The organism is Micromonospora sp. WMMC250 (assembly GCF_027460215.1).
Lineage (GTDB): Bacteria > Actinomycetota > Actinomycetes > Mycobacteriales > Micromonosporaceae > Micromonospora > Micromonospora taraxaci.
The window spans coordinates 4,152,444-4,174,458 of the sequence record NZ_JAPZBJ010000002.1 but is presented as its reverse complement, the minus strand read 5'-3'; the positions used below and the strand labels follow the sequence as shown (position 1 = coordinate 4,174,458).

At 70.4% G+C, this 22,015-nt stretch carries 24 protein-coding genes and 1 pseudogene; 13 read left to right on the top strand and 12 right to left on the bottom strand.

Translation table 11 applies throughout. The annotated features are described in order from the left end of the window. The first annotated feature begins 307 nt into the window (after positions 1-307). On the top strand, positions 308-772 hold the full coding sequence (locus O3438_RS34190; protein WP_332367462.1) for a hypothetical protein: 465 nt from the start codon (positions 308-310) through the stop codon (positions 770-772). Positions 773-846: 74 nt separating this feature from the next. On the opposite strand, the gene O3438_RS18595 is transcribed toward O3438_RS34190, so the two are convergent. Together O3438_RS18595 and O3438_RS18590 are read right to left on the bottom strand one after the other, a co-directional pair. Continuing rightward, on the bottom strand, positions 847-1,305 hold the full coding sequence (locus O3438_RS18595; RefSeq protein WP_269681155.1) for a hypothetical protein: 459 nt from the start codon (positions 1,303-1,305) through the stop codon (positions 847-849). Positions 1,306-1,394: 89 nt separating this feature from the next. Beyond that, positions 1,395-1,589, bottom strand: a complete 195-nt coding sequence (locus O3438_RS18590; RefSeq protein ID WP_269681154.1) for an acyl-CoA carboxylase subunit epsilon — start codon at positions 1,587-1,589, stop codon at positions 1,395-1,397. Between the two features lie 90 nt (positions 1,590-1,679). Here O3438_RS18590 and O3438_RS18585 point away from each other — a divergent pair, with 90 nt between their 5' ends. Together O3438_RS18585 and O3438_RS18580 are read left to right on the top strand one after the other, a co-directional pair. Continuing rightward, positions 1,680-3,677 (top strand): serine/threonine-protein kinase, encoded by a 1,998-nt coding sequence (locus O3438_RS18585; protein ID WP_269681153.1) that lies wholly within the window; start codon positions 1,680-1,682, stop codon positions 3,675-3,677. Positions 3,678-3,742: 65 nt separating this feature from the next. Then, a complete protein-coding gene (locus O3438_RS18580; protein ID WP_145786294.1) occupies positions 3,743-3,970 on the top strand; it encodes a hypothetical protein in 228 nt (75 codons plus the stop codon). A gap of 82 nt (positions 3,971-4,052) precedes the next feature. Here O3438_RS18580 and O3438_RS18575 read toward each other — a convergent pair whose 3' ends face one another. Continuing rightward, the gene (locus O3438_RS18575) at positions 4,053-4,805 is read right to left on the bottom strand and encodes a GH25 family lysozyme (RefSeq protein ID WP_269683678.1); all 753 of its coding nucleotides are present in this window, start codon (positions 4,803-4,805) and stop codon (positions 4,053-4,055) included. Between the two features lie 125 nt (positions 4,806-4,930). After that, complete coding sequence (locus O3438_RS18570; RefSeq protein WP_269681152.1) at positions 4,931-5,482, bottom strand: Uma2 family endonuclease; 552 nt, start codon at positions 5,480-5,482, stop codon at positions 4,931-4,933. 101 nt (positions 5,483-5,583) lie between these two features. Between O3438_RS18570 and O3438_RS18565 the strand changes: the two genes are divergently transcribed. From O3438_RS18565 to O3438_RS18550, 4 genes are all read left to right on the top strand, one after another. After that, entirely contained in the window at positions 5,584-6,327 is a 744-nt protein-coding gene (locus tag O3438_RS18565; RefSeq protein WP_269681151.1) for a M50 family metallopeptidase, read from the top strand. 140 nt (positions 6,328-6,467) lie between these two features. Beyond that, on the top strand, positions 6,468-7,451 hold the full coding sequence (locus tag O3438_RS18560; protein ID WP_269681150.1) for a ketopantoate reductase family protein: 984 nt from the start codon (positions 6,468-6,470) through the stop codon (positions 7,449-7,451). A gap of 62 nt (positions 7,452-7,513) precedes the next feature. Next, entirely contained in the window at positions 7,514-8,014 is a 501-nt protein-coding gene (locus O3438_RS18555; RefSeq protein WP_269681149.1) for a SigE family RNA polymerase sigma factor, read from the top strand. Next, positions 8,007-8,855: a hypothetical protein gene (locus O3438_RS18550; protein WP_269681148.1), complete on the top strand. Its 849-nt coding sequence runs from the start codon at positions 8,007-8,009 to the stop codon at positions 8,853-8,855. Before O3438_RS18555 ends, O3438_RS18550 begins: the two co-directional genes overlap by 8 nt. Before the next feature lie 157 nt (positions 8,856-9,012). Here the strand turns inward: O3438_RS18550 and O3438_RS18545 are convergent, their stop codons facing one another. Then, a complete protein-coding gene (locus O3438_RS18545) occupies positions 9,013-10,596 on the bottom strand; it encodes an acyl-CoA carboxylase subunit beta (protein WP_269681147.1) in 1,584 nt (527 codons plus the stop codon). An 84-nt stretch (positions 10,597-10,680) separates the two neighbouring features. Between O3438_RS18545 and O3438_RS18540 the strand changes: the two genes are divergently transcribed. Together O3438_RS18540 and O3438_RS18535 are read left to right on the top strand one after the other, a co-directional pair. After that, positions 10,681-11,556, top strand: coding sequence for a biotin--[acetyl-CoA-carboxylase] ligase (locus O3438_RS18540; RefSeq protein WP_269681146.1), 876 nt, complete (start codon positions 10,681-10,683; stop codon positions 11,554-11,556). A 142-nt stretch (positions 11,557-11,698) separates the two neighbouring features. Then, positions 11,699-12,271 (top strand): PH domain-containing protein, encoded by a 573-nt coding sequence (locus O3438_RS18535; RefSeq protein WP_269681145.1) that lies wholly within the window; start codon positions 11,699-11,701, stop codon positions 12,269-12,271. 45 nt (positions 12,272-12,316) lie between these two features. Here O3438_RS18535 and O3438_RS18530 read toward each other — a convergent pair whose 3' ends face one another. From O3438_RS18530 to O3438_RS34335, 4 genes and pseudogenes are all read right to left on the bottom strand, one after another. Next, the gene (locus O3438_RS18530) at positions 12,317-13,006 is read right to left on the bottom strand and encodes a MaoC/PaaZ C-terminal domain-containing protein (RefSeq protein WP_269681144.1); all 690 of its coding nucleotides are present in this window, start codon (positions 13,004-13,006) and stop codon (positions 12,317-12,319) included. Then, positions 13,003-13,707: a GtrA family protein gene (locus O3438_RS18525; protein WP_269681143.1), complete on the bottom strand. Its 705-nt coding sequence runs from the start codon at positions 13,705-13,707 to the stop codon at positions 13,003-13,005. The genes O3438_RS18530 and O3438_RS18525 overlap by 4 nt, the downstream gene beginning before the upstream one ends. A gap of 63 nt (positions 13,708-13,770) precedes the next feature. Continuing rightward, on the bottom strand, positions 13,771-14,307 hold the full coding sequence (locus tag O3438_RS34340) for a GtrA family protein (RefSeq protein ID WP_442929730.1): 537 nt from the start codon (positions 14,305-14,307) through the stop codon (positions 13,771-13,773). Between the two features lie 208 nt (positions 14,308-14,515). After that, positions 14,516-14,611: pseudogene (locus tag O3438_RS34335) on the bottom strand (GtrA family protein); the annotation flags it as partial. A 136-nt stretch (positions 14,612-14,747) separates the two neighbouring features. Here O3438_RS34335 and O3438_RS18515 point away from each other — a divergent pair. The 4 genes from O3438_RS18515 to O3438_RS18500 all read left to right on the top strand — a co-directional run bounded on the left by O3438_RS18515 (position 14,748) and on the right by O3438_RS18500 (position 19,877). Then, the gene (locus O3438_RS18515) at positions 14,748-16,592 is read left to right on the top strand and encodes a phosphoenolpyruvate carboxykinase (GTP) (RefSeq protein ID WP_269681141.1); all 1,845 of its coding nucleotides are present in this window, start codon (positions 14,748-14,750) and stop codon (positions 16,590-16,592) included. A gap of 37 nt (positions 16,593-16,629) precedes the next feature. Then, the gene (locus tag O3438_RS18510) at positions 16,630-17,487 is read left to right on the top strand and encodes a hypothetical protein (RefSeq protein ID WP_269681140.1); all 858 of its coding nucleotides are present in this window, start codon (positions 16,630-16,632) and stop codon (positions 17,485-17,487) included. A 445-nt stretch (positions 17,488-17,932) separates the two neighbouring features. Next, a complete protein-coding gene (locus O3438_RS18505) occupies positions 17,933-19,075 on the top strand; it encodes a geranylgeranyl reductase family protein (protein ID WP_269681139.1) in 1,143 nt (380 codons plus the stop codon). A gap of 31 nt (positions 19,076-19,106) precedes the next feature. Next, entirely contained in the window at positions 19,107-19,877 is a 771-nt protein-coding gene (locus O3438_RS18500) for an isoprenyl transferase (protein WP_088986344.1), read from the top strand. A gap of 63 nt (positions 19,878-19,940) precedes the next feature. Here the strand turns inward: O3438_RS18500 and otsB are convergent, their stop codons facing one another. The 3 genes from otsB to O3438_RS18485 all read right to left on the bottom strand — a co-directional run bounded on the left by otsB (position 19,941) and on the right by O3438_RS18485 (position 21,792). Continuing rightward, positions 19,941-20,765: a trehalose-phosphatase gene (gene otsB, locus O3438_RS18495; RefSeq protein ID WP_269681138.1), complete on the bottom strand. Its 825-nt coding sequence runs from the start codon at positions 20,763-20,765 to the stop codon at positions 19,941-19,943. 67 nt (positions 20,766-20,832) lie between these two features. Beyond that, complete coding sequence (locus O3438_RS18490; RefSeq protein WP_088986342.1) at positions 20,833-21,186, bottom strand: hypothetical protein; 354 nt, start codon at positions 21,184-21,186, stop codon at positions 20,833-20,835. A 162-nt stretch (positions 21,187-21,348) separates the two neighbouring features. Beyond that, positions 21,349-21,792 carry an XRE family transcriptional regulator gene (locus O3438_RS18485; RefSeq protein ID WP_145786310.1) on the bottom strand — a complete coding sequence of 148 codons (444 nt, stop codon included), beginning with the start codon at positions 21,790-21,792 and terminating at the stop codon, positions 21,349-21,351. Between the last annotated feature and the right edge of the window lie 223 nt (positions 21,793-22,015).

Below are 22,015 nucleotides of genomic sequence, written 5' to 3'. Positions count from 1 at the left end.
CGGAAGCAGTGGCAGATGGCGGTCCTGCCGGAGGTAATCCTGACCCTGACAAACTTGGGTTCGTCGTGCCAGGCATTAAAGCGGAACCCGTTCCACCCAGCACTGGCCCCACCCCGTTGGGAACCTGCACACGCATAGACTGCGAAGACGCTGCATTCCGAGCCCCCGTCGTTGCTGAGGCGGGCCTAATAGGTACGGGAACGACAGGCGGAATGACTGGGGTCTGCGCTGTACTGCCATAAATGTCAGCGTCGTTCGGCTGATGACCTACCCGCGGTGGGGGCGGCGGTGGCTTCTGGAGTGTTGCTTGGGCTTGTTGGAGTTCGCCGCTGAGGCCGAACATCATGCTTCTTGCCTGAACGTTCAGCTGTTCCAGTTCCCCATCCGCGACCGGCGGCGTCGTCACCCGGTTGCCCATCACCGCTTTCGGGTCGGCGGCCATCGAGTCGTACGCCTGCTTTTGTTGGAGCTTGGCCGCGTACACCTCGTGGATTTTGCGGAGCGCGGCGCGGGTGGTGCTGATGGCCTGGGTGGCGGCGGACAGCGCGGTGTAGTTCGTGGCGGCGGCGTCGTGGGTGCGCTGGACCTTGTCGATGAGTTCGTCGAGTTCGGCGAGGTACGTGCTGGAGGCGGCGCTGGTTTCGGGTGGCCAGGCGGCGGCGAGCCCGCGCCGGTATTCGTGGAGGCGGCCGAGGTGGGTCTGTGCCAGGTCGCAGACCTTGCGCCAGCCGGCGACCTGCTTCCAGTGGTTGGCGGTGTCGTGGTCCTGTAGGCAGGCCCACATGCTGTTGACGTCCATCAGCTGCCATTCGGTGAGGCCGGAGGTGCGGCCGGTGCCTCGTTCGATCACGGCAGGATCACCGGCCCTTCGGTCTCGGGCCTGGTGGGGTCGGTCAGCATCGGCGTCGGCCCGCCGGGTAGCAGGGCGCTTGGGTCGGCGAGGGCACGTCGGACGTCGACCACCCGGGCGGCGGTGAAGGCGTCGCTGTCGGCGTAGTGGGTGGCGACTCGATCGGCGGCGGCGGCGAGGTGGCCGGTGGCGCCCCGGACGGCGTACACCATGTCGGCGGTTGCCTGCTGCGTTTCGTGGTGCGCGTGCAGGAACGTGACCAGCTCGACGAAGGCGTCACACGGGTTGGGCAGTTGCGCGGACATGTCCTCGGCGATGTACGGCAGGTGGGGCGCGTAGTTGCTCTCGACTTCCGCGGCGAGCCGGTCGGCGAAGTCGCGGAGCTGGCTGATATCGGCCTCGATGCCGCCGTATCCGCGCAACCAGGGCGCTGGCCGGCCCTCCTCAGGGATCACGGATCCTCCCTACGTGTGACGGCACCACTTCCCTGAGTGAGGGTAACGGCTCCGCGTGCCCCTGGCAGCCCCCGCCGGGGTAGGTCGGGTCAGCGGGGCAGGCCGGCGGCCCGCCACCCGCCAGGGCTGGCGGGTCGCCCGCTGCGCGCCCAGGCGGACGCGGTCTTCGGGGCGGGGGCCACGGCCGGACGGGAGCGGACGACGAGCGCCCCGACGAGAGCGGCCAACTCCTCGGCGGTGGGGACACCGCGGACGACCCGGATCAGCGGCTCTTCGGCAGACATGCCGCCAGGGTACGCGGCGCGAAGTTGCGGGAAGCGGACAGTGGCGTGCCGGCGGTGTGAGCGTCGGCGGGTCCGGGTACCGTCTCAGCGATGTCGAACGCGCTTCCCCAACTTGTCGCTGACCGATACCGGCTCCTGTCGCCGCTCGGCCAGGGTGGCATGGGCCGGGTGTGGAAGGCGCGCGACGAGGTGCTGCACCGGGACGTCGCCATCAAGGAGTTGGTGCCGCCGCCTGGTCTCACCGACGAGGAACGCCGCGAGATGCGGGAACGCTCGTTGCGGGAGGCCCGGGCCATCGCCCGGCTCAACCACGCCAACGTCGTCCGCATCTTCGACGTGCTGCGCACCGACGGCGATCCGTGGATCGTCATGGAGTACGTGGCGTCGAAGTCGTTGCAGGACACGCTCGCCGAAGACGGCCCGGTGTCGGTGGCCCGCACCGTGGAGATCGGCCTCGGTGTGCTGGGTGCGCTCAGCGCCGCGCACAAGGCCGGCGTCATGCACCGGGACGTCAAGCCGGGCAATGTGTTGCTCGGCGAGGACGGCCGGGTGGTGTTGACCGATTTCGGCCTCGCCACGATCCCGGGCGACCCGAACGTGACCCGCACCGGCATGGTGCTCGGTTCACCCGCGTACATCTCCCCGGAGCGCGCACGCGACGGCACCGCCGGGCCGGAGGCCGACCTGTGGTCGCTGGGCGCGACGCTGTACGCGGCGGTCGAGGGCAAGTCGCCGTACGCCCGGCCGTCGGCGATCGGCACGCTGGCCGCGTTGGCCACCGAGCCGATCCCGCCGCCGAAGAACGCCGGCCCGCTCAAGGCCGTGCTCAACGGGCTGCTGCGCAAGGACCCGAACGAGCGGATCACCGCCGAGGTGGCGGAGCGGTTGCTGCGCCGCGCCGGGGGCAAGCGGTCGCGTGGGATTTCGCTGCTCGATGGCGTACGCCGGCCGGGGCCGAACGGTCCGCGTGAGCCGCGCCCACCGTTGGTGCCCGCGCCGCGACCGGCCGAGAAGGTCGACCGTCCGGTGTCGCCGCCGCCGGCCGCCGCGTCTGTCGCCGCCGTGACCCCGGCCGCCGACGCGGCACCGGTCGAGGCCGCTACGCCGACGGCTGACGCCACACCGACGGCCGTGGTGTCGTCCGGTGTGGACGCCGACCCGGCGGCATCGGAGCCGACCGCCACGATCGACCGACCGGCCCCGGCCGACGCCGACCCGACCGCGAAGGTCACGACGGCGAGCGCCACGACCGGCGACGGTACGACGACCACCGACGACGACGAGCCGACTGTCGTCGACGGCCCGCCGGTGGCGCCGGTGCAGCGCAAGCCGTCGACGCCGACGGCGCTGATGCCTCCGGTGGGTCCTTCCGGTCGCGCGGCGGTGCCGCTGTCGGACGGCACCAAGCCGAACAACACCCGCCGCAACCTGCTGGTCGGGGCTCTGGTCGCGCTGCTGGTGATCGGCCTCGTGGTGGTCGTGCCGATGCTCACGAAGGACGACGACAAGACGCCGCAGGCCAACCCGACGGGGGCCGCCGCGACCTCGGGAGCTGCGCCGACGTCCGCTGCCGCGCCACCACCGCCCACGTCGACTGCGCCCACTCCGTCGGCCTCGGCCACGCCCTCCGCGGACCCGAACGCGCTACCGGCGGGCTGGAAGCTGCACAAGGACCCGACCGGTTTCGCCCTGCCGATCCCTGATGGCTGGGTGCGTAGCCAGGTCAACAGCAACACAGTCGTCTTCAACCAGTCCAACGGTCCGGGAAAGCTGCTTGTGCAGTGGACCCCCAGCCCGAAGAAGGACGCGGTAGCGGACTGGCAGGAGCAGGAGCCGAACCGCAAGCGGCTCGTCAGCAACTACCAGAACCTCGGCATCAAGCGGTGCGACTTCTGGAAGACCTGCGGCGACTGGGAGTGGTTGGAGACCCGGGACGGGCAACGGATCCACGTCCGTAACCGGGGCTTCGTGACGGCCAGCAACCGGGGGTACGCCCTGCGGTGGGAGATCGCCGAGAAGGACTGGCAGGCCAACCTGCCGAACTTCGACCGGATCGCCAAGGGCTTCGTGCCCGACCGTCAGGACTGAAACTCATTCGCATGACCTTCCGTCGTCCTGGGTAATTGACCTTCGACGACGGAGGGAGGCACGACATGGGTTACCGACGGAGGGACACCCGGCCTCGGATGGCACTGTGGATGCTCGTCGCGCTCGGCGACGCGATCCTGCTGCTGGTCGCCGTGGGGGTTCCGGTGCTCATCGCACTGCTCAGTGTCGTGATCGTTGCCGGCTCGGGAGTGGCTGCCTGGCGGCTGTCCCGCAGGGGCGCTCTGGCCCGCGAGGAAGCTGTGGTGCCGGCCCTGAGCCGGCGTCGAGCCTGAACCTGAACGGATTGTGTGGCGGCAGCCGGACCGATTGTCGACCGTGAGGTGACCGTCGATCCCGCTGCCGCCAACGGCACTGTCAGGTGTTGTTCGCCAGGGCGATCAGGCGGCTCCGGTCGCCGTTCCAGTAGTTGCGGTCCACGTTGCCGCTGATCCCGGAGACAGCGCCGGTGCTGGTGTACTGCCAGAAGCTCCACACCGACGCACCGGCCGGCAGGGCGCCCGGCGCGCTCGCCCAGCGGGCCAGCCAGAGCGGGTGGTTCGCCCACGGCCCGGTCCAGCTGCCGGTGCACTGGTTCCACCAGCTCGTGGTGGTGTAGATGACCGCGTACCGACCGGTGCGGGAGCGGTAGGTGTTGAGGAAGTCCTGGATCCAGTTGCGCATGCCTGTCGTGCTGAGGCCGTAGCAGTAGCCGCCGCTGTACGGGTTGCCCTCGATGTCGAGTGCCGCCGGCAGGGTGCGGCTGTCCGCCGACCAGGCGCCACCGTTGGAGGCCAGGTAGTTGGCCTGGGTGGAGCCGGCGGAGATGTTCGGCCGGGCGAAGTGGTACGCCCCGCGGATCACCCCGGCGTTGTACGCGTTGACGTAGTTCGCGTTGAAGTTCGGGTCCTTGTAGCTGGTGCCCTCGGTCGCCTTGATGAAGGCGAACTGGACGCCGGCGTTGCGGACGCTGGTCCAGTTGATGGTGCCCTGGTAGCGGGACACGTCGACGCCGGGTGTGGTGGCCGCGGCCGCCGGTCCGGCGGTCGCGACCAGGGCCGCCGCCGCGGTGGCGAGGACGGTGAGGCCGGCCGCGAGCGCGCGGCGCAGCGATGACGGGGTACGGGCCATGAGTGCCTCCAAGAGGATCGCTCTATCGACAACCATCTTTGGAGGTTAGTGCCCAAGATCGCAAGTGTGACTGAAGAAAGCTTCATCGACGGGACGCGAAGGGCCGGTGTCCGGAGTTGACAGGATCAGTGCAGCGTGGCCGGGTCGAGCTGCCAACGGAACGGCTCGACAACTGTCAACGTCTCGCCGGCCTTGGCGATCTGATCCTCGACGTAGTGCTCACCGTCGAGCCGGTACAACCGCAACGAGTGCCCGTCCCCGTCCTGCTCGACAAGCAGGTACCAGGGAATTCGCGCGATGGCGTAGAGCTGCATCTTGACGAGCCGGTCGGCCGCTGCGTTGCCCGGCGAGACGATCTCGCAGACCAGCACCACCTCGGCGGCCTCCACCGCCGTGCCCTCGTCGTCGGTATCCGCGACAACCACGTCAGGAATGACGATCCGGTCCGGCCCGAGCCGAACGTTGACCGCCTCGAAGACAAGGAGGGGCTGTGACGTCACCGCTCGGCGCAGACTGTAGACGAGTTCCCACGACACCAACTGGTGCCGCTTGCTCGGGGCCGGGCTCACGATCAGGCTCCCGTCGAGCAGCTCGATCCGGTCCGGGGTTTCAGCCAGGGCGAAGTAGTCGGCCTCGGTCCAGAGCCCGACGTGATGTCCCAGGGGTTCCGCACTCATCGGCGCTCACCTCCCGCTTCAGTCGCCACCCGATCAGTCTCACAGGATACGAGCCGGTGCCTCCGGAGCGACACGGAACGCCGCCGGTAGGCTCGCGCCCCATGATGTCGATCGACGGGCTGGGCGAGAAGTGGGACGCGCTGTTCGGTGCTCAGCCGGACCCGCCCGCGCTGCTGGTGCTGATCACCGCGGCCGTCGCACTGGTGGTGGTGTCCACGCGTCTGCCCTGGCGGATCGCCCGGAACGCCATCACCATCGCGCACGAGGGCGGGCACGCCCTGGTCGCACTGCTCACCGGCCGTAAGCTGCGCGGGATCCGACTGCACTCGGACACGTCCGGGCTGACGCTCTCCGCCGGTCGTCCCACCGGGCCGGGCATGATCCTCACCCTGCTCGCCGGGTACGTCGCCCCGCCGTTGGTAGGGCTGGCCGGTGCCTGGCTGCTCGGCGGCAACCGGATCACCCTCCTGCTCTGGGTGGCGGTGGCGCTGCTGCTGGCCATGCTCGTCATGATCCGCAACGCCTTCGGCGTGGTGTCGCTGCTGGTCACCGGCGCGCTGGTGTTCGCCGTCTCCTGGTACGCGACGCCGCAGGTCCAGGCCGCGTTCGCGTACACCGGGGTGTGGTTCCTGTTGCTCGGTGGGGTGCGGCCGGTGGTGGAGCTGCAACGGCTGCGTTCGCGGGGCCGGATGCCCGCCTCCGACGCCGATCAGCTCGCCGGGCTGACCCCGTTCCCGGCGATCTTCTGGGTGACGGTCTTCGCCCTGATCAACCTGGCGGCCCTGGTCGCCGGCGCGCTCCTGCTGGCCGGCCCGATCCTCACCGACGCCGGCCTGACGATCTGACCCCGCCCCGCCCCGCCCCCGCCCCCGTGCGGTCGATCAAGGAGTTGTGGTGGGTAATAAAAGCCGCTACACACCTCAAAACGGGCACCATAACTCCATGATCGACGGGGTGAGGGCGAGGGGGCGGGCAGAATGAGGGCATGCGATACGTGATCATCGGGGCGGGTGCGGTCGGGGGAACGATCGGCGTGCGGTTGGCCGAGGCCGGCCGGGAAGTGACCCTGGTGGCCCGTGGGGCGCACCTCGACGTGATCCGGGAACGGGGTCTGACGCTGCGGCAGCCCGACGGCGAGGTCACCGCCCGGCTCGCCGCGACGGACGGGCCCGGCGACGAGCCGCTGCCGGCGGACACGGTGCTTGTCCTCACCGTCAAGTCGCAGGACACGGCCGGCGCGCTGGCCGCCTGGGTGGACGCACCGGTGGCGGGTGGTGGTACGGCCGGTGAGCGGCTGCCGTTGGTGACCGCCCAGAACGGCGTGGCGAACGAGCGGGCCGCGCTGCGCCTCTTCGCCGACGTGCACCCGGTCTGCGTCTGGCTGCCCGCCACCCACCTGGACCCGGGCGTGGTGGTGGCCAACGGCTACCCACACCCGGGGATGCTCCACATCGGTCGCTACCCCAGCGGTGCCGACGACACCGACCGGGTGATCGCCGCCGACCTGGACGCCGCCGGCTTCGTCGCCCCGGTGCGCGCGGACGTCATGCGCTGGAAGTACGGCAAGCTGCTCAGCAATCTCGGCAACGGTCTGCAGGCGTTGCTCGGCGGGGACATCCCGGACGGGTTGGCCGAGCGGGTACGCGCCGAAGGCGTCGCCGCGTTCGCCGCCGCCGGGATCGCGCACACCACACCGGAGGAGGAGAAGGCTGAGCGCGGTGACCTGGTCGGGCAGCGCCCGGTCGACGGCGAGGCCCGTTCCGGTGGCTCCACCTGGCAGAGTCTGGCCCGGGGCACCGGCTCGACCGAGGTCGACCACCTCAACGGTGAGGTCGCGCTGCTCGGCCGGCTGCACGGCGTACCGACGCCGGCCAACGTCGCCGTCCAGCGGGCGGTACGCCGGGCGGTCCGGGAGCAGGTCGCGGCCGGTGCGTTCCCGCTCGCCGAGCTGGAGAAGATGGTCGCCTGATCGGGGCAACCGACGGCCCTGTCCGGCGCGTGTTCCCTGCGACCGACACGGGGAGGTAGCGGGTGCCGGACGTCGACGGGTTCGACGAGTTCTACCTGGGGAGCCGGCAACGGCTGCTCGGGTTCGTCTACGCGATCACCGGCGACCGGGGCGAGGCGCAGGACGCCGTGCAGGAGGCGTACATCCGGGCGTGGCAGCGCTGGTCCACGGTCAGCGGCTACGACGACCCGGAGGCGTGGGTGCGGGTGGTGGCCAGCCGGATCGCCGTCAGCAGGTGGCGCAGCCTGCGCAGCCGTGCCCGCGCGTACCTGCGGCACGGCGCCACCGAGAGCGTCCCCGGCCCGGGCACCGACACCGTCGAGGTGGTCGCCGCCCTGCGTCGGCTGCCCGAGGAGCAACGCGTCGCCATCGCCCTCTACTACCTGATGGGTATGCCGGTCGCCGAGGTGGCCCGGGAGACCGAAGCCCCGGTGGGCACTGTCAAGGCCCGACTCTCCCGGGGGCGTGCCGCGCTCGCCGGGCTGCTCGCCGTCTCTGACCTGGAGGAGGCCACCGATGCGTGACGACCTGAGGTTTGTCGAACAGATCCGGCGGGACCTTCAGGACGTGCGGTGGCCCGGTCCGGAGGAGATCCGTGCCCGGGCCCGCCGCCGCAGCCAGCGCAGGATAGTGGCGGCCACCGCCGTACTGGCCCTCGCCGGGGTTGCCGGCGTGGCGGTCGTCGCGCCACGGCAGTCTCCGTCGACGAGCGCGCCAGCCGCCGCACCGACCCGCGGTGAGATCACCGCCGACGCACTGTTGCAGCCGGCCGACCTGGCGCAACCGGTCGGCGTGCAGCTCGGCGAATCGGGGCTGGGGGAGCCGGTCCGGTTGGAGGACATGCTCGGTTACTGCCGGACCAGTCAGGCATTACCGGAGGGCTGGCAGATCTCGCGTTGGTCCCGCTCGCAGACACTGCTGCGGGAGCACCCGCCGGGTGTCCAGGAGGACCGGCGGGTACTGGTCATGCAGGATCTCTTCCGGCTGACGCCGGAGGCGGCCACCCAGGTCTTCGCCAGTCTGGACGACCTTGTCGCTCCCTGTGCCGAATGGCTCAGCGTGGGGCCGATACTGACGGCAGGAGGCACCCGCACGGCAGAGGCACTGCACCGGTGGTCGGTGGCGCAGCGGGGCTTCGCGGGGGACGACGCTGCCATCCTGCGGGACTCGCTCACCGCTCCCCGGGACGTGCAGACCGGGCAGCCGCTCGCCGACGATCCGTCACCGATCCTGCTGGCGGTCGTCCGGGTCGGCGACACCGTCTCGGTGCTCCGCCTCGGCTACGAGAGCACCGAGGCGGAGCTCATGCAGCTCGCCGTGGTGGCGGCGGCCCGGATGTGCGCCGCCGCCAACCCACCCTGCTGACCTCGCCGCGCGGCGAGGACCCACCCGGGTGGCGATGATCCGCACAATATCGGGGATGTTGGTGCCTCACGAGGCCCGGAAGCAGCAATATCCCCGATGTCGCGCACACCAGGCGCACACCAGGCGCGGACCCGGCGCGCACCGGGGTCGGCGTCGCTCAGAGCGGGATGTTGCCGTGCTTCTTCGGGGGCAGGGTCTCCCGCTTGGTGCGCAGGACGCGCAGTGCCCGCACGATCTGGGTCCGCGTCTCGTGCGGCGGGATCACCGCGTCGACGTACCCGCGTTCGGCGGCCACGTACGGGTTGGCCAGGGTGTCCTCGTACTCGGCGATCTTCTCGGCCCGGACCGCGGCCGGGTCGTCGGCACCGGCCAGCTCGGAGCGGTAGAGGATGTTCACGGCGCCCTGCGCGCCCATCACGGCGATCTGGGCGGTGGGCCACGCGAAGTTGAGGTCCGCGCCGAGGTGCTTGGACCCCATCACGTCGTACGCCCCGCCGTAGGCCTTGCGGGTGATCACGGTGACCTTGGGGACCGTCGCCTCGGCGTACGCGTAGATGAGCTTGGCGCCTCGGCGGATGATGCCGTCCCACTCCTGCCCGGTGCCGGGGAGGAAGCCGGGCACGTCCACGAAGGTCAGCACCGGGATGTTGAACGCGTCGCAGGTGCGGACGAACCGGGCGGCCTTCTCCGAGGCGGCGATGTCCAGGGTGCCGGCGAAGTGCATCGGCTGGTTGGCGACCACGCCCACCGGCCGTCCCTCGACCCGGCCGTAGCCGACCACGATGTTCTGCGCGTAGAGCGGTTGGACCTCGAGGAAGTCCCCGTCGTCGAGGACGTGCTCGATCACCGTGCGGATGTCGTACGGCTGGTTGGCGGAGTCCGGGATCAGGGTGTCCAGCTCGCGGTCCTCGTCGGTGACCTCCAGATCCGCCGGCGCCTCGACCACCACCGGCTCGTCGAGGTTGTTCGACGGCAGGTACGACAGCAGCGCCTTCACGTAGTCGACAGCGTCCTCCTCGTCGCTGGCGAGGTAGTGCGCGTTGCCGCTGCGGGAGTTGTGCGTACGGGCTCCGCCCAGCTCCTCCATGCCGACGTCTTCGCCGGTCACCGTCTTGATGACGTCCGGGCCGGTGATGAACATGTGCGAGGTCTGGTCGACCATCACCGTGAAGTCGGTGACCGCGGGGGAGTAGACCGCGCCGCCGGCGCAGGGCCCCATCACCAGCGAGATCTGTGGGATGACACCGGAGGCGCGTACGTTGCGGAAGAAGATCTCCCCGTAGAGGCCGAGCGAGACCACGCCCTCCTGGATGCGTGCGCCGCCGGAGTCGTTGATGCCGACGACCGGGCAACCGATCTTCATGGCCAGGTCCATCACCTTGACGATCTTCTCGCCGAAGACCTCGCCGAGTGAGCCACCGAAGACCGTGAAGTCCTGTGCGAAGACGCACACCTGCCGGCCGTCCACCGTGCCGTAGCCGGTGACCACACCGTCACCGTACGGGCGGTTCTTCTCCAGCCCGAAAGCCGTGGACCGGTGCCGGGCCAGCTCGTCCAGTTCGACGAAGGAGCCCTCGTCGAGCAGCATCTCGATCCGCTCGCGGGCGGTCCTCTTGCCGCGCGCGTGCTGCTTCTCGACAGCGCGGGCCGACCCGGCGTGCACCGCCTCGTCGACCCGGCGCTCCAGGTCCGCCAGCTTGCCCGCGGTGCTGTGGATGTTGGTCCCGGTCTCGGTAGTCACCCAGGGAATATAACGATGGTTCAGGTGGGTGCCGGTGTGCAGTACGCCTCAGTGCCGACGGGACCACCGCCGTAGGCTGACGGGATGTCGGGCTCCCCGTACACCAATCTGGATCGCCCGCCGCTGTCGGCGGCCCGGCTGCGCCGCGCGTTGGTCGCGCCGAACGGGCCGTGGGCCCGCCTGGAGCTGCGCACCGAGACCGGGTCCACCAACGCGGACGTGGCCGACGCCGCGCGGGGCGGCGAGCCTGAGGGCCTGGTCGTGGTCGCCGAGCAGCAGACCGCCGGGCGTGGCCGACGTGGTCGGGTCTGGCAGTCGCCGGCGAGGGCCGGCATCACCACCAGCGTGCTGCTGCGGCCCGGGGAGGCCGTGCCGGACCGCGGTTGGCCACCGGTGCCATCCACGGGGTACGGGTGGCTGCCGTTGCTGGCCGGCGTGGCGCTGGTGGAGGCGGTGGCCCGGTTGGCCGAGCTGGAGGCCTCCCTGAAGTGGCCCAACGACCTACTGATCGACGACGCGAAGTGCGCGGGCGTGTTGGCCGAGGTGGTGCCCGGCCGCGCACCGGAGGAACCGGCGGCCATCGTGCTCGGCATCGGGCTCAACGTGACGCTGCGCGCGGACGAGCTGCCGGTGAACCCGACCGGGCTGCCGGCCACGTCGCTGCAGTTGGCCGGCGCGGCGGCCACCGACCGGGACCCGCTGCTGCGGGCGCTGCTGCGTTCGGTGGCCGAGTGGTACGACAGGTGGCGCTCGGCGGGCGGCGACGCGGTGACCAGCGGCCTGCGGGAGGCGTACCTGGCCGCCTGCTCGACGGTCGGTCGTGAGGTGCGGGTCCTGCTTCCCGACGGTGAGGTGCTGACCGGCAGCGCGACCGGGGTGGACCGGGACGGTCAACTCCAGGTCACCACCGCCACGACCACCCGCACCCTGGCCGCGGGTGACGTCCTCCACCTGCGCTGATCGCACGACCGGCGTCGACCGCACGACGCGCACCCACCTTTCAAGATCGTGAAGAGTGGGGTGGGGCCGCGTGGCGGATGTTGTGGTGGGCTCTGGGGGGTTTACCGTCTGCGCGTCGAGAAGATGGCGTTGGAGGTTTCCCGTGGCGTTTCCCGAAGACGTGCTCACCAAGGACGAGCATGTCGTGCTGCACCTACATCCGCACTGGAAGGCACTGGTCCGGCCGATCGCGGTGCTGGTGCTGGCGATCGCCGCGGTGGTGATCGGTGTGCTCCTGCTGCCCGAGAGCAGCGGCGGTTCGATCGCGCTGGCCGTGATCGGCGTGATCGCCCTGGTAACGGTGCTGTGGCTCGGTCTGTGGCCGTTCCTGGTCTGGCGTACCACCCACTACCTGTTCACCAACGAGCGTGTGCTGTTGCAGCAGGGTGTCTTCTCCCGGGACCGGCGGGACCTCCCGCTCACCCGGATCAACGACCACTCGATGAACCAGCACTTCTTCGAGCGTCTGCTGGGCTGCGGCACGCTCACCATCGAGTCGGCCGGCGAGCGCGGCCAGTCGGTGCTGGCCGACGTGCCGGGGGTCAGCCGGGTGCAGACCACCCTCTACGAGTTGGTCGAGGCGCAGCACGACAAGCACTCGCTGGGCGACGGGGAGATGCGCGACATCCTGGCCGACATGCGCGAGGGTAAGCCGCTGCGCGACACCACCACCTGATCGGCCGGAACTACCGTGACCCGCCCTGGCCGACGCCGGGGCGGGTCAGTCGTGTGGTTCCGCCCTGGGCGGGGCGCCCGACGGCCCGTCCGCGCTGGTCGCCGGCGTCGGGTCGGCGAGCACCTCGGGCGCGGCCGGACCCTCGTCGGGCAGGTCGGCCTCGCGGGCGCCGGCCTCGGGCAGGTCGGCGGCGGGTGTGCCGGCTTCGGGCAGGTCGGCGGTGGGAGGGTCGGCCTCGGTCGGTCGCGCGGCGAACCAGCCACGGAACCGGGTGCGCAGCACCTCCTGCTCGGGCCGGTCGTCCGGGCCGAGGCGGAGCATGGTGCCGGTGAGGCTGACGGTGCCGAGCCCCGGCCGGGCGGTGGACGGTCGGGCGCCCATCACGTCGACCCGGACGGCGAGCCGGTCGCCGGCGCGTACGGGAGCGAGCCAGCGCAGCTCCTCCAGGCCGGGAGAGGCGTCCGCGGCCGCCCGGGACAGCAGATGGTCGACGTAGGCGCGCATGAACAGGCTGACCGTGTAGAAGCCGCTCGCGATGAGGCCGCCGTGCCGGCTCTCCCCGGCCAGCTCGGGGTCGACGTGGTACCACTGCGGGTCGAATCGGCGGGCGAAGGCAACCATCTCGTCGCCGTCCACGGTGACCACGCCGAGATCGACGGTGAGCCCGGGGACGAGATCCTCGAAGTACAGCTCGGCGGGTTGCCCGGTGCCGGAGCGCGCGGCGGGTGGCGTCACCGGCGGGGCGAGCGGCGGGTGCCGACGTGCAGCTCTGCGGCGAGTTCCGCGTCCAGGTCGGCGGCGGGGCTCACGCTCAGCCGCGCGGACCGCCCCTGCGGAGGAGCGCCGGGCGGTGGGTCGCCACGGTGGGCGGACTCCGCCTCCTCCAGCTCGGAGACGGACTCGGCGAGTTCGGCGACCGGGTCCATCTCGGCCATGGTGTCCCACTCGTCGCGGGGGAGGCCGTGCCAGGTGGAGTCCGACTTCTTGTCGTCCTCGACGGCGCTGACCGGCTGGAAGACGAAGGTCCGGTAGGACCAGAACCGGAACAGCGTGGCGAGCAGGACGCCGACGGTCTTGGCCACGTTCAGTGCCAGCAGGCCGTGAATGCCGAGGCCGTACTTCGCCGCGGCCACCGCACCGAGTTCGATGAGCAGACCAGCACCATTGAATAGGAAGAAAAGGACGTACTCGCGCTGCAGCGCTGATTTCGGGCGATCCCGGTACGTCCAGTGCCGATTCATGAGGTACGACGTGATCGTGGCGACGATGGTCGCGATCACTGTTGCCTTCAACTGACCGTTGACGAAAACGGTCAGTGCAAGGGCATTGAACACCGCGTAATTGATGACGGTGTTGATGCCGCCGACGATGCCGAACTTGAGCGCCTCGTGGATGAACTTCTGCCAGCGCTCAGGCAGCAGACGGACAAGACGCATGCGAAACACCTTAGGGCAGTCGTGGCGGCCGGCGATCACCGGCCGAACAGGATGGGCGGCAGGTCACGCCCCGTGGTCACGGTCAGGCATGACCTGCGGAACGGTCCGGGTTCCCGCTTCGACGAAGACGAACCGCCGGTAGGACCAGAATCGGAACAGCGTGCCGAGCCCGGTGCCGACGATGTAGCTGGCCACGTTGTCGGCCAGGCGCGTCTCGAACACGGCCGGCCAGACGCTGCCGAGGCCGTACCGACTGATCGCGAGGCAGGCGACCGCTATGCCGAGGCCGACCGCGTTGAAGAGGAAGAACAGCGCGTACTCCCGCGCCGGATTGTTGCGCTGACGGTGGCGCCACGTCCAGAACCGGTTGCCCAGGAAGGCGACGGAGGCCGCGATCACCGTGGAGATCGTCTTCGCCGTCAACTCTTCCACGCCGCGACTGCTCGTCAGGTAGTTGAAGAGCGCGAAGTCGATGAGGAAGGCGATGCCGCCCACGGTGGCGAACTTGCTCATCTCGCGGACGAGGTGACCGAAGCGGTCCAGCAGTCTGCCGACCAGACCCGGTCGGGTCTGCCGGGGACCCGGTTGCTCCCCGGTCATCGTGGCGGCCACGGGCCGAGCCTACCGGCTGTGGACCGGTCAGCGGGGTAGCAACGGCGAGCGGGTGTGGTCGCACACGGGAGGCCAGCGCCGTGTGCGGAACTGTTGAACGCAGCGTAACCAATTGGGAGGACTGTCGCGGCCCGGAACGGGAATCCACGCACCGGTCGGCGGGGCATGTCCACGGCCCGACCGCAACAAGAGTCCGCCGGGGGTGCACAACAAGATTTGCGTGAAACTGCGCGGGAAAGCGGGTATTAGCTCGTGATGCGGCAGCGTAGCCATAGCTTGTGCAGTTCTTCACAACCAGTCCCACTGACTCGGAAGGCTGTCCGGTTTACGCTGAGGCCAATCCCAGGTTTCCACGAAGGCGACGCATCGCGCCGCTGAGTCTCGTGCATCCCATAGATCGGTCAGCGTCGACCACAAGGAGATGTGTCATGGTTGCTCCGGCTGTTGTGCGGGGTATCGATCAGGCCCCGACGTCCCACCCGAAACTGCTCGCCTGGGTCCGTGAGGTCGCAGAACTGACCACCCCCGACCGTGTCGTCTGGGTGGACGGGTCCGACGAGGAGTGGCGCCGGCTCACCGATGAGCTGGTCGAGGCCGGCACGCTGGTCCGGCTCAACCCGGAGAAGAAGCCCAACTCGTTCTACGCGCGCACCGACCCGACGGACGTCGCCCGGGTCGAGGAACGCACCTACATCTGCTCCGTCGACGAGGCGGACGCCGGCCCCACCAACAACTGGATGGCGCCGGCCGAGATGAAGCGGACGATGACGGACCTGTACCGAGGCTCGATGCGCGGTCGCACCATGTACGTCATTCCGTTCGTGATGGGACCGGTCGAGGCCGAGTCCCCGATGTTCGGTGTCGAGATCACCGACAGCGCGTACGTGGTCGCCTCGATGCGCATCATGACGCGGATGGGCACCCGTGTCCTCGAGGCGATGGGTGACGACGCCGACTTCGTGCACGCTCTGCACTCGATCGGCGCGCCGCTCGCGCCCGGTCAGCAGGACGTCGCCTGGCCGTGCAACGAGACCAAGTACATCTCGCACTTCCCGGAGACCCGGGAGATCTGGTCGTACGGGTCGGGGTACGGCGGCAACTCACTGCTCGGCAAGAAGTGCTACTCCCTGCGGATCGCCAGCGTGATGGGCCGGGACGAGGGCTGGCTCGCCGAGCACATGCTGATCCTCAAGATCACCTCGCCGGAGGGTCGGGTCTACCACATCGCCGGCGCGTTCCCCTCCGCCTGCGGCAAGACCAACCTGGCCATGGTCGAGCCGACCATTCCGGGGTGGAAGGTCGAGACCATCGGTGACGACATCGCCTGGATGCGGTTCGGCCCGGATGGTCGCCTGTACGCGGTCAACCCGGAGTACGGCCTCTTCGGTGTCGCGCCCGGCACCGACTGGAAGACCAACGCCAACGCCATGCGCACCCTGGACCGGGGCAACTCGGTCTTCACCAACGTCGGCCTCACCGATGACGGCGACGTCTGGTGGGAGGGCATGGGTGAGCCGCCGGCGCACCTGATCGACTGGAAGGGCAACGACTGGACGCCGGAGAGCGACAGCCTCTCCTCCCACGCGAACAGCCGGTTCTGCACCCCGATCACCCAGTGCCCGATCCTCGCCGACGAGTACTTCGACCCGAACGGCGTGCCGATCGACGCCATCCTCTTCGGTGGTCGCCGTAAGGACACCGTCCCGCTGGTGACCGAGGCCCGCGACTGGGTGCACGGCGTCTACATGGGTGCCACGCTCTCCTCGGAGACCACCGCGGCCGCCTCCGGCGCGGTCGGCGTGGTCCGCCGCGACCCGATGGCGATGCTGCCGTTCATCGGCTACCACGCCGGGGACTACTTCCGGCACTGGATCGAGATGGGCAAGGGCGCCGACGGCGACGAGGCGAAGCTGCCGAAGATCTACTACGTCAACTGGTTCCGTAAGGACCCGGACGGCTCGTTCCTCTGGCCGGGCTTCGGGGAGAACTCCCGGGTGCTCAAGTGGATCGTCGAGCGGATCGAGGGCTCGGCCGACGCGGTCGAGACCCCGGTGGGCATGGTCCCCGCGCCGGACTCGCTGGACGTCGAGGGTCTGGACATGACCCCGGAGGACGTCCGGATCGCTCTGAAGGTCGACCCGGACGAGTGGCGCGACGAGCTGCCGATGATCACCGAGTGGTTCGAGAAGTTCGGCGACAAGCTGCCCGGCGTGCTCTGGGCGGAGCTGGACGCGCTGCGGGCGCGCCTGGACGCCGCCCAGCCGCAGCGCTAGGTGTGAAAACCGCCCCCTGCGGGCATCATCGGATCCCATGAGGACGGCCGCTGAGACCCAGGTCCGGCGGCCGTCCGCCGTCCGGGTTCTCACCATCCTGCTCGCGACGACGGCGGCGGCGACCGTCGTGGTCGAGCTGCTCAACTGGTGGTACGCCCCGGAGCAGGGCTTCGGGCTGGCCGTACGCACCGGCTGGGCCATGCTGCGCTCGTTCGGTTTCCTGCTGCTGATCGGGCACGTCCGGCGGGGCCGCACGGTGGCCCGCCCGTTCGGGTTGATCCTGGCGGTCACCACGATCTTCGCCGTCGGTCGACTCATCGTGCCCCGGCAGGGAGTGCCGCCGCTGCCCGGCCTACTCGGTTTCGCCGCGCTCACCGCGCTCTGCGCCGCTGTGGTCTGGCTGCTCTACCGCTCGTCGGCGCTGGCCGGGCACCTGGTCCGGCACCGGCCCCGGCTCGTCATCGACCGGGCCGGCATCTCCTGGCGGGAGACCCCTCCGCGCCGACCACAGGCCAACGCCTGGCTGTTGACCAGCCGCGTGGCGGCGTTCACCTACAGCCCGTTGATGCTGGTGCCAGCCCTGGTGGCCGGAGGGTCCATCCTGGACGGGCGGCTGAGCGCGGTGCCAGCAGTGCTGTTCTGGTTCGGGGCGGGCATCGCCGCCAGCTACGCCGTGCTGTTCTGCACCGCGTTCCTGATGCGGGGCAAGGACTGGGCCCGTGGCCTGCTGGTCGGTGTCACGGTCGCCGTACTCGCGGTGGACCTGCCGCTGTGCTGGTGGCTGCTGGGCGTGGACGGCCTGGTCCGCGACGGCGGCCCGCTGGTCGCCGCGGCGGCGCTGGCCTTCTACGGACTACGCCGGGCTGGCCGTGCGAAGGACGTCGTGCCGGCCTGAGCACGGCAGCCCGGGGTTGTGTCGAGTGTCTGCCTCGTCTGCGGGCACCCCACGAGGTAGTCGCAGACGCCTGTAGAGCTGCCCCACGGATGGGGCAGCCGGCCCTTGTCAGTCCTTCTGCGTGCGCGCGGTGCGACCGTGGCCCAGGTGGTCAGACCACTGCCCCACGAACGGGGCAGCTCGACAGGCGCGTCAACAGGTATGTCGGCCCCTGCCAGTTGGGTGGCCGCCCGGTGTGATCAGGACCGTCGATGCTCCGGATGGCGGCGTTCGCGGAGGCGGGAGGCCGGAAAGTCGCGCCGCGCGGGATCGGTCGACGTGAGCGGCAAGGGGGCAGGATGGCAGGTGGGCGTCGGACACACCGGCTGGCGCGGGCGGCGTAGGCGAATCGCCGAGGCGGTGTCGGAACGGCACGGTCGCGCCGCGTTGGACGGAGGGAGGCGCGGTGAGCGACGAGTTCGACGTGGTGGTGGTGGGAGCCGGACCGGCGGGGGCCGCCGCCGCGCTGACCGCCCGCCGAGCGGGTGCGAGCGTGCTGCTGCTGGACCGGGCCGACTTCCCCCGGGACAAGGCCTGTGGGGACGGGATCGCCGCGCATTCGGTGGACGTGCTCGCCGAGCTGGGGGTGACCGAGGCGGTGGCGGGTTACGCCCCGCTGCCCGCGTTACGCATGATCGCCCCGGGTGGCGGTGCCGTGGCCCGGGCGCTGCCCCGACCCGCGTACACAGTGCCGCGCGAGGTCTTCGACGCGCGTCTCGTGGCGGCTGCCGTGGCGGCCGGGGCCGAGCTGCGCCGGCACACAGTGCGTCGGGTCGAGCCGCGCGCCGACCGGGTGGTGCTCGACGGGGAGCTGTCCGGACGGGTGGTGGTGGGCGCGGACGGCGCCGGGTCGGTGGTGCGGCGCGCCCTGGGCCACCCACAGAATCCCGACCGGCACCTCGCGCTGGCCATCCGGGGGTACGCCCCGGCTCTGCCCGGCCCGTCCGAGCAGCTCATCGTCACCTCGCAGGCGCGCTGGCCGGCGTACGCCTGGTCGTTCCCCATCGGTGACGGACGGGCCAACGTCGGGTACGGGGAGGTGCTGCGCGGTGAGCCCTTGAGCCGGTCCTACCTGCTGGACCGCCTGGCCGCGCTGCTGCCCGGCACCGACCTGGCGACGGTGACCGCGTTGCGTGCCCACCATCTGCCCCTGTCCACCCATCGGCCGGCTCCGGGTCGGGGTCGCACGCTGCTGGCCGGGGACGCCCTGTCGCTGATCAATCCGTTCACCGGGGAGGGCATCTTCTACGCGCTGCTCTCCGGTGCGCTCGCCGGCGCGGCGGCGGCCCGGGCACCCGAGGAGGCCGCCGCCCACTACGCCCACGGACTGCGTCGCCGCCTCGGCACCCACCTGCGGCACAGCTCGTTCGCCGCCTGGTTGGCGCGGCGACGGCGGGTGGTGGACGGGGCGGTCCGGGCTGCCCGTCGGGACGACCGGGTGTTCTACGACGTGGTCGAGCTGGGTCTGGGTGACGGGCGTCTCAACGCGCGCACACTGGCGATGATCGGCATCGGTCTGGCCGGGCGGGGTGGGGCTCCGAGGCAGTGATGTGGAGGAAGGGTCGCTACGCTGCAAGGTGATGACGCTGCGGAACCTTATCTACTCCGTGTACGAGCGCCGGCTCACGGCGAAGCTCGCCGGTAAGCCGGTGCCCCGCCACGTCGGGGTGATGTGCGACGGCAACCGCCGATGGGCGAGGGAGATGGGCTTCGTCGACCCCAACGACGGGCACCGGGTTGGCGCGGCGAAGATCAAGCACGTTCTCGGCTGGTGCGACCAGGCCGGCGTCGGGCACGTCACCCTCTATCTGCTGGCCACCGACAACCTCCGCCGTCCGGCCAGTGAGCTGGACCCCCTCCTCAAGATCATTGAGGACCTGGTGGTGGAGCTTGCGGAGGAGGGCAACCCCTGGCGGCTGCGCATCGTCGGGGCGCTCGACCTGCTGCCGGCGCAGACCGCCGCGGCGCTCAAGGGCGCCGAGGAGCGCACGCGCGAGCGCAGCGGCGGCGCGGAGGTCAACATCGCGGTGGGGTACGGCGGTCGCCGGGAGATCACCGACGCGGTCCGCTCGCTGCTGCTGGAGCATGCCGCCTCCGGCGGCACGCTGGAGGAGTTGGCCGAGGTGCTGGACGTCGAGCACATCTCCGAGCACCTCTACACCCGTGGCCAGCCCGACCCCGACCTGGTCATCCGCACCAGCGGTGAGCAGCGACTGTCCGGTTTCATGCTCTGGCAGTCCGCGCACTCGGAGTTCTACTTCTGCGAACTCAACTGGCCCGATTTCCGGCACATCGACTTTCTGCGGGCGCTGCGCTCGTACGCCACCAGGCAACGCCGCTACGGCGCCTGAGCGGGGCCACGACGACGAGACCGTCGCCCAGCCTGGCGGGGGTCACCCGCCAGGCCGGTGCGGTCAGGGCAGGTGGGTCAGTGCCCGGGTGAGGAAGTCGCCCAAGGCGGCCGGCGACTCGATCGTCAGGTCGGCGGCGTCGGCCACCTCCTGACCGGTCTCCGGGTTGGCCACCGCCACGCAGACGCCGAGGAATTCCGGGTCGGCGGCGGCGCGGGCGCGCAGCGCGGCGAAGGCCTTGATGTCGGAGACGTCGTCGCCGAAATACCAGGCGCCGGTGGCGCCCTTGATCGCCTCGCCGATGACCATGCCCTTGTCCCGGTCGACGGGCGGCTTGAGCTCCAGCACCATCCGCCCGGCCTGCACCCGCAACCCCAGCCGGTCGGCCTGCGCCTCGCCCCACTGCTGCACCGTGGAGCCGAGCTGCGGGGCGGTGCGCCAGTGCAACGCGACGGAGAGCCGCTTGTATTCGACGAGGGCGCCGGGTGGCAGCTCCGCCCGGGCCTGGTCGGCCAGCTCCTCCATGGTCGGCACCCAGGGCAGCGCGGCCGGCTCGGTGACCGTCTCCCCACCGGAGTGGCTGTGCTCCAGCCCGTACAGGCCGTAGAGGTCCACGCCGGCGAGGCCGCCGAGCTGATCCCGGAGGAACTCGACGGGTCGGGCGGACACGATCGCGACCCGCTGCACGACCGGAGCCAACGCCTCGATCGCGGCCAGCGCCTTGGGAGCCGGGCGAACCGCTGTCGGATCGTCGTCGACGGGCGCGAGCGTGCCGTCGAAGTCGAAGAAGAGCACGGTCCCGGCGGCCCGGCCGGCGGTTGTCCGCCAGACCTGGTCGGCGTTCAACGGGGTCCTCGGCTGCTGATTGCCCAGATTCAACGGCGGCACGCGCGTCAGCGTACCCCGGCGATCGGGGCTCATTCCTGGCCGAGCGGACCCGTTCGGCGGTACGCGGTCAGCGTTCGGCGGCTCCCCGTCCGCGCCGGCCGAACGGCACCACCGCCGCCTCCTGGCCGTGACTCAACAGGTAGCCCTCCACGAACCCGGTGTTGCGATCACCGGTGTGGTTCTCGATCTCGTTGAGCCGTGCCACCAGGAACTCGGTGAGGGCGGTGATCCGATCGTTCAGGCGCTCGTGCAGCTCAGCGACGACGGCCAGGACGACCGCGGTGCCGGCGGCGATGAGCACGAAGAGATTGACGAGCAGCGGAAGTTGCCCGCCGTCGACTGCGAGAGTCACCGCGTTGCCGGTCGCCCACAGTGTCATCGACACGGTCGCGACCACGACTGCCAACCATTTCAGGGTCATGGACAGACCCCTCCTTCTGTCCCGCAGGGCTAGGTTCGGCCTTGTCCCGTCCCCCCGCCGATGACGAGCCCAAGCAGTACGAATAGGGACGCTAGCGTGCCCGTTCCTGCCCCGGAGGTAAACGAATGAACCTGACCAGGCGTTCTTTCGCTATCTGAGGAACTACCCCGCCTGATTGCCCCTTTTTCGGACATCGACCGGCAACGTTGGGCGGTATGCGAGGTATCTAATGGTTTCGCGGATGTGGAACTTCTCCGCGTCCGACACGTTCGGATCCACGAGTCGGCGCAGCAACGCCTCGACGTCCGGGTCCATCGGAGGGGCGGGCTGACCGGTGCGATGACCCGTCGCGGCGCGGTCCCAACCGAGCGCGGCGAAGGCGGCGGCCGGATTCAACCCCAGGCCCTCGCAGAAGGCGACGACCCGCTCGGCCTCCGGGTCGCTGGCCCAGTCGCCCCGGACCCACCGGTTGATGGTCTGTCGGGACACGCCGGTTCGCCGGGACACCTCGGTGCCGCTCCAGGCCCGGGTCGCCCGTGCCTCGTCCAGGGCGCGCCGCACGAAGGTGGCGAACGCGATCTTCCGCGCATTGGCCGTCTCGGTCACCCCGTGACCGTACGGCCAGCCGGAGGTGAGCGCCCGCCCCGGCTCGCTACTGTCACGCGGACGTGACGGGATCTTCGGATTTCCGGTAAACGATTCGATGTCACTGTCGAGGGGTGTCACGCGGGCAGAATAGATGCCCGTAGTGGTCAACGTAAGGGGACGAAAAGCTGATACTGTCACGCCCATGGGACAATCTACGGTGTGTCACGTGCATGAGACGATT

What these genes read in the sequence shown, in the direction of transcription:
- O3438_RS18590 (WP_269681154.1), bottom strand. Translation starts at nt 1,589, where the DNA reads ATGTCTGCCGAAGAGCCGCTGATCCGGGTCGTCCGCGGTGTCCCCACC.
- O3438_RS18585 (WP_269681153.1), top strand. Translation starts at nt 1,680, where the DNA reads ATGTCGAACGCGCTTCCCCAACTTGTCGCTGACCGATACCGGCTCCTG.
- O3438_RS18580 (WP_145786294.1), top strand. Translation starts at nt 3,743, where the DNA reads ATGGGTTACCGACGGAGGGACACCCGGCCTCGGATGGCACTGTGGATG.
- O3438_RS18575 (WP_269683678.1), bottom strand. Translation starts at nt 4,805, where the DNA reads ATGGCCCGTACCCCGTCATCGCTGCGCCGCGCGCTCGCGGCCGGCCTC.
- O3438_RS18570 (WP_269681152.1), bottom strand. Translation starts at nt 5,482, where the DNA reads ATGAGTGCGGAACCCCTGGGACATCACGTCGGGCTCTGGACCGAGGCC.
- O3438_RS18565 (WP_269681151.1), top strand. Translation starts at nt 5,584, where the DNA reads ATGATGTCGATCGACGGGCTGGGCGAGAAGTGGGACGCGCTGTTCGGT.
- O3438_RS18560 (WP_269681150.1), top strand. Translation starts at nt 6,468, where the DNA reads ATGCGATACGTGATCATCGGGGCGGGTGCGGTCGGGGGAACGATCGGC.
- O3438_RS18550 (WP_269681148.1), top strand. Translation starts at nt 8,007, where the DNA reads ATGCGTGACGACCTGAGGTTTGTCGAACAGATCCGGCGGGACCTTCAG.
- O3438_RS18540 (WP_269681146.1), top strand. Translation starts at nt 10,681, where the DNA reads ATGTCGGGCTCCCCGTACACCAATCTGGATCGCCCGCCGCTGTCGGCG.
- O3438_RS18525 (WP_269681143.1), bottom strand. Translation starts at nt 13,707, where the DNA reads ATGCGTCTTGTCCGTCTGCTGCCTGAGCGCTGGCAGAAGTTCATCCAC.
- O3438_RS34340 (WP_442929730.1), bottom strand. Translation starts at nt 14,307, where the DNA reads ATGACCGGGGAGCAACCGGGTCCCCGGCAGACCCGACCGGGTCTGGTC.
- O3438_RS18515 (WP_269681141.1), top strand. Translation starts at nt 14,748, where the DNA reads ATGGTTGCTCCGGCTGTTGTGCGGGGTATCGATCAGGCCCCGACGTCC.
- O3438_RS18510 (WP_269681140.1), top strand. Translation starts at nt 16,630, where the DNA reads ATGAGGACGGCCGCTGAGACCCAGGTCCGGCGGCCGTCCGCCGTCCGG.
- O3438_RS18500 (WP_088986344.1), top strand. Translation starts at nt 19,107, where the DNA reads ATGACGCTGCGGAACCTTATCTACTCCGTGTACGAGCGCCGGCTCACG.
- O3438_RS18490 (WP_088986342.1), bottom strand. Translation starts at nt 21,186, where the DNA reads ATGACCCTGAAATGGTTGGCAGTCGTGGTCGCGACCGTGTCGATGACA.